Below are 9,062 nucleotides of genomic sequence, written 5' to 3'. Positions count from 1 at the left end.
GCCGCCGCCGCGCCGCCGCTGCTGCCGCCCGCAGAGCGCGTGGTGTCGTACGGGTTGCGGGTCACGCCATATACGCGGTTATAGGTATGCGAACCCAACCCGAATTCCGGCGTATTGGTCTTGCCAATAATGATGGCGCCACTCGCACGCATGCGCTCGACCTGGATACTATCCGCGCCTGCCACGCGATCCCGGTGGGCCAGGGAACCTTCTGTCCACGGCAAGCCACGAACCGGATCCAGGCCTTTTACCGCGATGGGAAAACCATGCATCCATCCACGCGGGCCGCTACGGGCCATTTCGGCATCGGCCTCAGCCGCTTGCGCCTCCAGCTCTTCCCGCGGGCGCAAGGCCACGATGGCATTCACGCCGGCATTGCAGCGTTCGATGCGATCCAGGAAAGCCGTCATGACTTCCCGGCACGACACCTTGCGCGCAGCGATGGCCCGCGCGAGTTCCGTGGCGTCCAGAGAAAGGAGGTTCGAAGACATGGCCAGGACGAAGATATGCGGTCACGCCAGCTTAACCGACGCCTCCTGGCGCATGAATCGCGTTTTATGGAGAATGGCTCGCCTTTGCTGACTCAGTCCGCGCAGGCCTCTTCAAAGACGAAGGAAAGGGCCTGCGCGCAAGGCAGCTCCACCTTCAGGGCCAGCAAATCGTCTGCGCGCGTGCGGCCTAGATTGACGGCGGCCACGGGCAGCCCGGCCTGGGCACCGGCGCGTACATACCGATAGCCGGAATGCACCATCAGTGACGATCCCACGACCAGGATCGCGTCAGACACCTGCAAGGCGGCTAATGCGCTGGATATCCGCTCCGCCGGGACGGGTTCGCCGAAAAACACGACGTCGGGCTTGAGTATCCCGCCACATGCCAGGCACGCCGGGACGCGGAAGCCACTGAAATCGACGCTTTCCAGATCGGCGTCGCCATCCGGAGCCATGCGCCCCGACAGGCCCACCCAGCCGGGATTCCGAGCCTCCAGCCGCGCCTGGAACACCTTCCGGGGTTCGCGGCGCCCACATTCCATGCACCGGACGTGATCCAGCCGGCCGTGCAGGTCGACGACGGCACGGCTACCCGCCGCTTGGTGCAAGCCGTCAACGTTTTGCGTGACGAGCCGCTCGACACGTCCCGCGGCTTCGAGCTTGGCCAGTGCCCGGTGCGCATCATTCGGCTCGGCTTTGCCGAAATGTCGCCAGCCCGCCATGCTGCGCGCCCAGTACCGCGAACGGGCGAGGGGGCTGCCCATGAAGGCCTGGAAACTGATGGGCGGTGTCCGTTTCCACTGTCCATCAGCATCCCGGTAGTCCGGAATTCCAGATTCTGTGCTGCATCCAGCGCCAGTGAGCACAAACAAACGTCTATGCCGGCCGACGAACTCGGCAAGCGCGGAAAGTGGTGAAGCAAGCATAGTAGACCCCATTCACCGAACCAAGCATACCCAAGGCGGGGCTGGAACGACATCATCCACCTTGGGCTAGTACCACTGGGCGCGCCATGCGCCAGGACGGGCAAACGGCCTGTGGATAACCTCTAGGGAGCGGGGTTGTGCACAGGCTGTGGGTGCTTTCTGGATAACTGCCTTTTTCGACCGACCCAAAAAACTTGTCCAGTTTTGGGGTACACCGTGTGGACAAGGTTATCCACATGCACAAAAAATGTGCAAATCGTTGAATCGAAAAGGTTTTTTTCAGGCTCACAAGTTATCCACAGGCTCCTATTACCTGCTACCAGTGAGATAGATAGCTTTAGGTAAAACCCAAAACACTTTGCCTACTACGACCTTCGACCCGGCCCCATGTGGCTTCGCTTCCATAGACATCTGTCGTCCGGGCGCCTAGCATCTGCCTTCCGCTTTTCCAGTTTCCCGCATGCGTATCCTCCTGGTTGAAGACGAGCCCGACCTAGCCCGCTGGCTTTCAGGCACCCTGGCGCGCCATGGGGGGTTCGTCGTGGAATGGGCAAATGACGGCGCTATTGCGGAACGACGGCTCCAAATCGAAGACTTCGACGCCGTCGTCCTGGACCTCGGGTTACCCGGCCTGGACGGGCATGGGTTGCTGGCCAAGCTTCGCGCACGGGACGACCGCACACCTGTATTGATATTGACTGCCCGGGATTCACTGAGCGAAAGAGTCAGTACCCTGCACGAGGGGGCCGATGATTTCTTGCCCAAGCCGTTCAACGTGGCCGAGCTAGAGGCTAGGCTCATCGCTTTGATACGCCGCAGCCGGGGCAGGGAACATCCTCGCCTCGCCTGCGGCCCGTTGACGTTCGATACCGCCGCCCAGAAATTCATGCTCGATAACCAGGTGCTTGCGCTGTCGCCACGCGAACATGCCGTGCTGCGGGCATTGATCCAACGTAGCGGCGAACCCGTCACCAAACAGCAAATCCTGGACCGGGTCTTTAGCGACGATCAGGATGTGAATCCCGACGCGGTAGAAGTGCTCATCCACCGGCTGCGCAAGCGCCTGGGCGACAACGGTGTCCGCATCGTGACCCTGCGCGGCCTGGGTTATTGCCTGGAGCCTGCATGAATCGACGCTGCTGTGGTGGATGCTGCCGGCCTTGGCCATGGTCGCGGCCGGCGGCTTATGGCTATCCGTCCGCCTGCTAGACGATTTGGCCAACGCTGCCTACGATCGTTCGCTCGCGGGCGCGTTGCGTGCGATAGATCTCAATATATCGACGGACAGCGGCGGATTGGCCGTCGAACTGCCGTACCGGTTGCTGCAATTCTTCGAATTGACCGCGAGTGGCAATGTGTATTTCCGGGTCGCGACGGAAGACGGGCTGGCGGAAATCGGCAATCCAGACCTCCCCCTGCCCGACCACCCGCTGCGGTCCGGCAGGGCGGAGTTCTACAACGCGGAGTATTTCGGCGAACCGGTCCGGGTCGGCGCCATGGCGCGTCGGTTGGAGCCTCCGCTCTATGGTGCAAACGAAGGGCAGCGCATCGTCATCCAGGTCGCCGAGAGCGTCCGGTCACGCTTGGGTTTTACCCGTACGGTGATCATGCGGGCCATCGAGCGCGACGCGCTGCAAATCCTGCTCAGCGCTTTGTTACTGACGGCGGGCGTCATCATCGCATTGCGGCCGCTGGTTCGCTTGAGCGAAGAAATCAACGCCCGCGGACCGGAGGACTTGCGACCGGTCGACGACAGCGAGGTACCGTCGGAGGTGCAACCGCTGGTGGCGGCCATCAATCGTCACATAGCCCGTCATGAAGCCCAGGCCAAAGCGCAGCGCCAGTTCCTGGACGATGCCTCGCATCAGCTCCGTACGCCGCTGACCGTGCTCAAGACACAAGTGGATTTCGCGCTGCGTGAATCCGATCCCCAAGCGGTGCGGCAGGCGCTGCAGGCCATGCATACGGGCATAGACCGGTCCATCCGGATGGCCAACCAGATGCTGGCGTTGGCGAGGGTACACGATGCTTCATTGGGGGAAAGCAGTGTGCCCTTCGCCCGGATCGACCTAGTCGAACTGGCGGGCGAATGCGTGCGCAGCCTGCTGCCCGCTGCGCGGGCAAAGCGGCTGGACTACGGTTTCGATACCCGGGCGGAACGCCTGCCGTTCTTCGGATCGGCGCTCTTGCTGCGCGAAGCGCTCGTCAACCTATTGGACAATGCCATTCGCTACAGCCCTGAAGGCAGCGTCGTGACGTTGTCGGTCGGGGGCGAGGACGATTGCGCCGTATTGCGGGTAGAGGATAGCGGGCCGGGGATGTCGGCATCCGACATCGAGCGGGCCGGGGTGCGTTTTCGGCGTGGACAAGCGGGCAAGGACAAGCCCGGGGCGGGATTGGGGCTGGCCATTGCAGAGCGCATCGCCAAGCTTCATAAGGGGCAACTCGTGCTCGAGAATCGCGACCCGGGGCCGGGTTTGCGGGCATCGCTCGTGTTTCCACGGAGCAAGTACCAAAACGGGGTCAGTCCATGACACCTAGGGTTTATCCTCAGTGAAGAGGCCTCGACCAGACGCCCTGCAGGCGTCCCAAGTGTTTCATTGAAAGCTGGTTGAAAGGCATGGGTTCGTACAGTCGGGCTGGTGCGGCAGCCTAGCCGCTCGATCAAGAACAAGGGAGGTGACTGATGAAACCCACAGTCCGACTTCGCGCTGCGGCATGTGCCGCGGTCATGTTTTTTGCGGGATTGGCGGCCCAATCCGTTTCTGCCGCGCCCGATCGGCCCGAATGCATCGCCCCGGCCAAACCCGGCGGCGGTTTCGATTTGACCTGCAAGCTGGCCCAGGCCGCCCTGCAACAGGGCAAGTACCTGGACGCGCCCATGCGCTCGGTGTACATGCCCGGCGGCATCGGCGCCGTCGCTTACAACACCATCATTGCCCAGCGTCCGGCCGAAGCCGGTACCATCGTTGCGTTTTCGGGTGGTTCGCTGCTCAACATCGCCCAAGGCAAATTCGGCCGCTATACCGAATCGGACGTGCGCTGGGTGGCCGGCATCGGCACCGACTACGGTGCAGTCGTGGTGCGCAAGGATGCGCCATGGAAAGACCTCAAGAGCCTGATGGCTGCCATCAAGGCCGACCCCACCAAAGTCGTGTTCGGCGCGGGCGGCACCATAGGCAGCCAGGATTGGATGAAGGCCGCTTTGACTGCGCGGGCCGCCGGCATTGACTACAAGACCATGCGCTTCGTCGCGTTCGAAGGGGGCGGCGAAACGCTGACCGCTCTGCAGGGCGGCCACGTCCAGGTGTATTCGGGCGATGCCGGCGAAGTCGCGTCCATGTTGGACGCGGGCGTTCCCATCCGCATCCTGGCCGTGTTCTCCGAAGAGCGGCTGCCCGGCAAGCTGGCCGACGTCCCGACCGCCAAGGAACAGGGGTTTGACATCCAATGGCCCATCGTCCGCGGCTTCTATGTCGGGCCCAAGGTCTCTGATGCGGATTACCAGTGGTGGGTCGCTACCTTCGACAAAATGCTGGCCACGCCTGAGTTCGCGAAGTTGCGCGAAGAGCGCGGCCTGTTCCCGTTCAGCCTTACCGGCCAGGCCCTGGATGCCTACGTCAAGAAGCAGGTTGCCGAATATCGCAAGCTGGCCAACGAGTTCGAACTGGTGCGTAAATGACGGGTAGCCGTGTCGTATTGAACGACCGGCTGCTCGGCGCGGTGGCACTGCTGTTTGCCGCCGTGATGGTGTGGCAGGGCTACGGCCTTGAAGCACCTTTCGCTTACGAGCCGGTCGGTCCCCGCGCTTTCCCCATGCTCTTGTCGCTGGTCATCGGCCTGTGCGGCCTGTGGCTGGTGGTCAAGGGAGGCAACCCGGTGGAGCCCGCCTCCCCAGGCGTCAAGGGACGGATCGCGGCTGTTGCCATATCGTTGGCGGCATATGCTTTCTTGTTCCAGTGGCTGGGGGTCGTGATTGCCACTTTCCTGATGAGCTTGCCCGTGGGCCGGGCCTTTGGCGGCACCTGGCTGAAGTCGGGCACGGCCGGGTTGATCCTGGGCATCGGGGTTTTCCTGTTGTTCGATGAGGTACTCGACGTGGTGTTGCCCACCGGGGTGCTGGGAGGATTGTTGTGAGCGAGATCCTCAGCCACTTGGGAACTGGATTCTCCGTCGCGCTGACGCCTCTCAACCTATTGATTGCCGCGATCGGCGCGTTCATCGGGACGATCGTCGGCGTACTGCCGGGATTGGGGCCGATCAACGGCGTGGCCATCCTGATGCCGCTCGCGTTCGCCATGCAGCTGCCGCCCGAAAGCTCGCTCATCTTGCTGGCATCGGTCTACATCGGCTGCGAATACGGCGGCCGGATCAGTTCTATCCTGATCAACGTGCCGGGCGAGGCCTCGGCCATCATGACCGCGCTCGACGGTTATCCCATGGCGCGCCAGGGCAAAGCCGGGGTGGCCTTGTCCATTTCCGCGTGGAGCTCTTTCGTGGGCTCGGCTGTCGCCACCGCCGGCATCGCGGTCGCGGCGCCGCTCCTCGCCAAATGGGCGCTTGCCTTCGGGCCGGCCGAATATTTCGCGCTCATGGTGTTCGCGTTCTGTTGCCTGGCTGGCCTGCTGGGAGAACAACCGGTCAAGGCCTTGTTGGCTGCGGCCGTGGGGTTGGCCTTGTCCACCGTGGGCATCGACGAGAACTCAGGGGTATACCGTTACACCTTCGATTCGCTGCACTTGAGCGACGGCATCCAGTTCGTGGTCGTCGTGATCGGCTTGTTCTCCGTCAGTGAGATGCTATTGCTGCTCGAGCAGTCGGTAACCGGTTCGAGCGCGGTCAGGCCCACGGGCCGCACGCTATTCAACCTGCGCGAAATGGCCATCACTTGGTGGGGAACGGTGCGCGGCGCCTTGATCGGCTTCGTGGTCGGGGTGTTGCCCGGTGCGGGCGCGACGGTGGCTTCGGCCATGGCCTATTCCACCGAGAAGCGCCTGGTCGAGCAATCCGATCCGGAGGGTGCGCAGTTCGGCAACGGCGATATCCGCGGCTTGGCTTCGCCGGAAGCCGCCAACAATGCGTCGGCCACCGGGTCTTTCGTGCCCATGCTCACGCTGGGGGTTCCCGGCTCGGGCACTACGGCGGTCATGATGGGCGTGCTCGCGCTCTATAACATCACGCCGGGACCGGCCCTGTTCGACCAGCGGCCGGAAATCGTCTGGGGCTTGATCGCGTCCTTGTTCATCGGCAACGCCATGCTGCTGGCCATGAACATTCCGATGGTAGGGCTGTTTGCCCGCATGCTGTCGGTACCGACCTGGGCCCTCGTGCCGTTCATCGTCACGGTCAGCGCCATAGGCGTGTACTCCGTGCATTCCACGACCTTCGACCTCGTCATGATGGTGGCCTTGGGCGTGGTGGGCTATCTGCTGCGCAAGATGTCCGTGCCCATGGCGCCGCTCATCTTGGGCTTGGTCCTGGGCAATATGATGGAGCAGAACCTGCGGCGCGCCCTGTCCATCACGAACGGCGATGCCTCCATCCTGTGGGAAAGCCCCGTCAGCATCGGCCTGTGGGTATGTGCCATTGCGGTGCTGACCGTGCCGGTGACGCTGCGCATGCTGGCGCGCCGGCGCCGGAGCGCCGCGGCGGCTACGCCTTCGGCCTGATGTTCTTCCGCGCCCGACGGCTGCCGCGCGGCGCCGTCGTCGTGACCCCTCCCCGGAGGGGTCATATTTCTTGCAGGCGCTCCAAGGCTGCGTCCAGCGTGGTGTCTTTCTTGGCGAAGCAGAAACGCACTAATTGCCGGTTCGAGGAGGGGGCCTGCGGATCAGCGTGGAAGGCTGCGATGGGGATGACGGCCACGCCGTGCTCCGTGGTGAGCCAACGTGCGAATTCGCTTTCCGGCGCATCCGAAATCTCGCTGTAGTCGGCCAATAGGAAGTACGTGCCCGGGCAGGGCAGGGGCTTGAAGCGCGTTTGCCGCAATCCCGCTTCGAGCCGGTCGCGCTTGGCCTGGTAGAAGGCGGGCAGGTCCAGATAATGCCGCGGGTCTTCGAGAAAAGCGGCCAACCCATACTGCATGGGCGTCGATACCGCGAACACCATGAACTGGTGGATCTTGCGGAACTCTTGCGACAAGGGGGCCGGCGCGCAGCAATAGCCGATTTTCCACCCCGTGGTGTGGAAGGTCTTGCCGAACGAGGAAATCAGGAAGCTGCGCGAGGCGAGCGCCGGCCTGCGCGCGACGGATGCGTGTTGCCGGCCGTCGAACACGATGTGTTCGTAGACCTCGTCGGAGATCAGCACGATGCCTGTGCTTGCCAGGATGCGCTCGAGCTCATCGAGGTCGGCGTCGTTGAGCACGGCCCCGGTGGGGTTGTGCGGAAAGTTGATCACGAGGGCCCGCGTGCGTGGCGTGATCGCGCGCTTCACTGCCTCCCAGTCGGGTCGATACCCGGGCGCCTGCGGCGTGGGCGCGAGCAGCTGAACCGCGATGGGCGTGGCGCCGGCCAGCTTGATGGCCGGCACATAGGAGTCGTAGGTCGGCTCGAGCACGATGACTTCATCGCCCGCGCCAGCCGAGGCCAGGATGGCCGTCATCAGGGCCTGCGTCGCGCCGCTCGTGACGGTAATCTCGGTTTCCGGATCGTAGGCCGCGCCGTACAGGCGCTGCGTCTTGGCCGAGATGGCCCTGCGCAATTCAGGAACGCCCGCCATCGGCGCGTATTGGTTATGGCCCGCCGACATGGCCGCGGCGACTTTTTCCAGCAAGCCGGCATCCGGATCAAAGTCCGGAAAGCCCTGGCCCAGGTTGATGGCCCGGGTTTCGGTCGCCAGCCGGCTCATGACCGTGAAAATGGTGACGCCGACGTCCGGGAGTTTGGAGTTGATCATTAGATTGCTCGTACCTTGGATGTACCATTTGCCTTTCGGCCCAGTCTACACTTGCGCATTTCCCGGCGGACATGCCGGTTTCTCCCTTCTCTCCATGCCCGCCCGCCTGCTACTCGGTTTCGTCATCGCGCTCTGCGGTTCGCTTGTCGCCGTCTATCTGAACCTGCCGTTGCCCTGGATGCTGGGCGCGCTGGTGGCAACAGCGGCCACCAAGATCGGGGGCGTGCGGTCCGAGAGCCGCACGGCGTTGCGCTGCGCCGGGCAATGGGTACTGGGCGTCGGCCTGGGCCTGTACTTCACGCCGGCAGTCATCGAGGAAATCGCGCGGAACATCCTCCCGCTCATGGCCGGTGCCGTGTTCGCAGTCGTCCTGGGCCTGGCCGGCGCATGGTTTCTCCGGCGCGCGACGGGCGTCGAATTCAGCACGGCGTTTTTCTCCTCGACCATAGGCGGTGCCGCCGAAATGGCGAACCTGTCCGACCGCTACGGGGGCAAGGTGTCGCTCGTCGCGTCGGCGCACAGCCTGCGCATTTTACTGGTGGTCGTGCTGGTGCCATTGGGCTTTCGGCTGTCCGGGGTCAATGGCACCGGTGTTTTTGCGCCGGCGGTGCAACAGGTCGATCCTGCCGGGCTTGCCATTTTGTTCGCGTTGGGCGCAGGCGGGGCATTGCTGGCGCAGCGCTTTCAGATTCCGAATGCGTGGGTATTGGGGCCGATGGCGGTCACCATTTTGCTGACCTCCCAGGAG

Annotated in this window: 9 protein-coding genes; 6 read left to right on the top strand and 3 right to left on the bottom strand. The window is 63.5% G+C overall.

Annotation, left to right across the window (positions count from 1 at the left end):
* Together IRZ12_RS12700 and IRZ12_RS12695 are read right to left on the bottom strand one after the other, a co-directional pair.
* Nucleotides 1-491 (bottom strand): amidase family protein (locus IRZ12_RS12700; RefSeq protein ID WP_296468968.1); only part of this gene is annotated, 491 nt, incomplete at its 3' end.
* Between the two features lie 92 nt (nucleotides 492-583).
* Nucleotides 584-1,429 carry an NAD-dependent protein deacetylase gene (locus IRZ12_RS12695; protein ID WP_296468966.1) on the bottom strand — a complete coding sequence of 282 codons (846 nt, stop codon included), beginning with the start codon at nucleotides 1,427-1,429 and terminating at the stop codon, nucleotides 584-586.
* Between the two features lie 448 nt (nucleotides 1,430-1,877).
* Here IRZ12_RS12695 and IRZ12_RS12690 point away from each other — a divergent pair, with 448 nt between their 5' ends.
* The 5 genes from IRZ12_RS12690 (at nucleotide 1,878) to IRZ12_RS12670 (ending at nucleotide 7,086) form a co-directional block, all read left to right on the top strand.
* On the top strand, nucleotides 1,878-2,546 hold the full coding sequence (locus tag IRZ12_RS12690; protein WP_296468964.1) for a response regulator: 669 nt from the start codon (nucleotides 1,878-1,880) through the stop codon (nucleotides 2,544-2,546).
* 19 nt (nucleotides 2,547-2,565) lie between these two features.
* Nucleotides 2,566-3,951: a sensor histidine kinase gene (locus IRZ12_RS12685; protein WP_296468963.1), complete on the top strand. Its 1,386-nt coding sequence runs from the start codon at nucleotides 2,566-2,568 to the stop codon at nucleotides 3,949-3,951.
* Between the two features lie 152 nt (nucleotides 3,952-4,103).
* Nucleotides 4,104-5,099, top strand: coding sequence for a tripartite tricarboxylate transporter substrate binding protein (locus IRZ12_RS12680; RefSeq protein WP_296468962.1), 996 nt, complete (start codon nucleotides 4,104-4,106; stop codon nucleotides 5,097-5,099).
* Between the two features lie 17 nt (nucleotides 5,100-5,116).
* A complete protein-coding gene (locus tag IRZ12_RS12675) occupies nucleotides 5,117-5,554 on the top strand; it encodes a tripartite tricarboxylate transporter TctB family protein (protein ID WP_296468970.1) in 438 nt (145 codons plus the stop codon).
* Nucleotides 5,551-7,086 carry a tripartite tricarboxylate transporter permease gene (locus IRZ12_RS12670; RefSeq protein WP_296468961.1) on the top strand — a complete coding sequence of 512 codons (1,536 nt, stop codon included), beginning with the start codon at nucleotides 5,551-5,553 and terminating at the stop codon, nucleotides 7,084-7,086. The genes IRZ12_RS12675 and IRZ12_RS12670 overlap by 4 nt, the downstream gene beginning before the upstream one ends.
* Nucleotides 7,087-7,147: 61 nt before the next feature.
* Here the strand turns inward: IRZ12_RS12670 and IRZ12_RS12665 are convergent, their stop codons facing one another.
* The gene (locus tag IRZ12_RS12665) at nucleotides 7,148-8,314 is read right to left on the bottom strand and encodes a pyridoxal phosphate-dependent aminotransferase (protein WP_296468959.1); all 1,167 of its coding nucleotides are present in this window, start codon (nucleotides 8,312-8,314) and stop codon (nucleotides 7,148-7,150) included.
* Nucleotides 8,315-8,408: 94 nt separating this feature from the next.
* On the opposite strand from IRZ12_RS12665, the gene IRZ12_RS12660 reads away from it, so the two are divergent.
* The coding region (locus tag IRZ12_RS12660) for an AbrB family transcriptional regulator (RefSeq protein ID WP_296468957.1) at nucleotides 8,409-9,062 on the top strand (654 nt) is incomplete at its 3' end.

Source organism: Pigmentiphaga sp. (assembly GCF_019689535.1).
Lineage (GTDB): Bacteria > Pseudomonadota > Gammaproteobacteria > Burkholderiales > Burkholderiaceae_B > Pigmentiphaga.
This window is presented reverse-complemented; position numbering and strand designations above follow the sequence as displayed.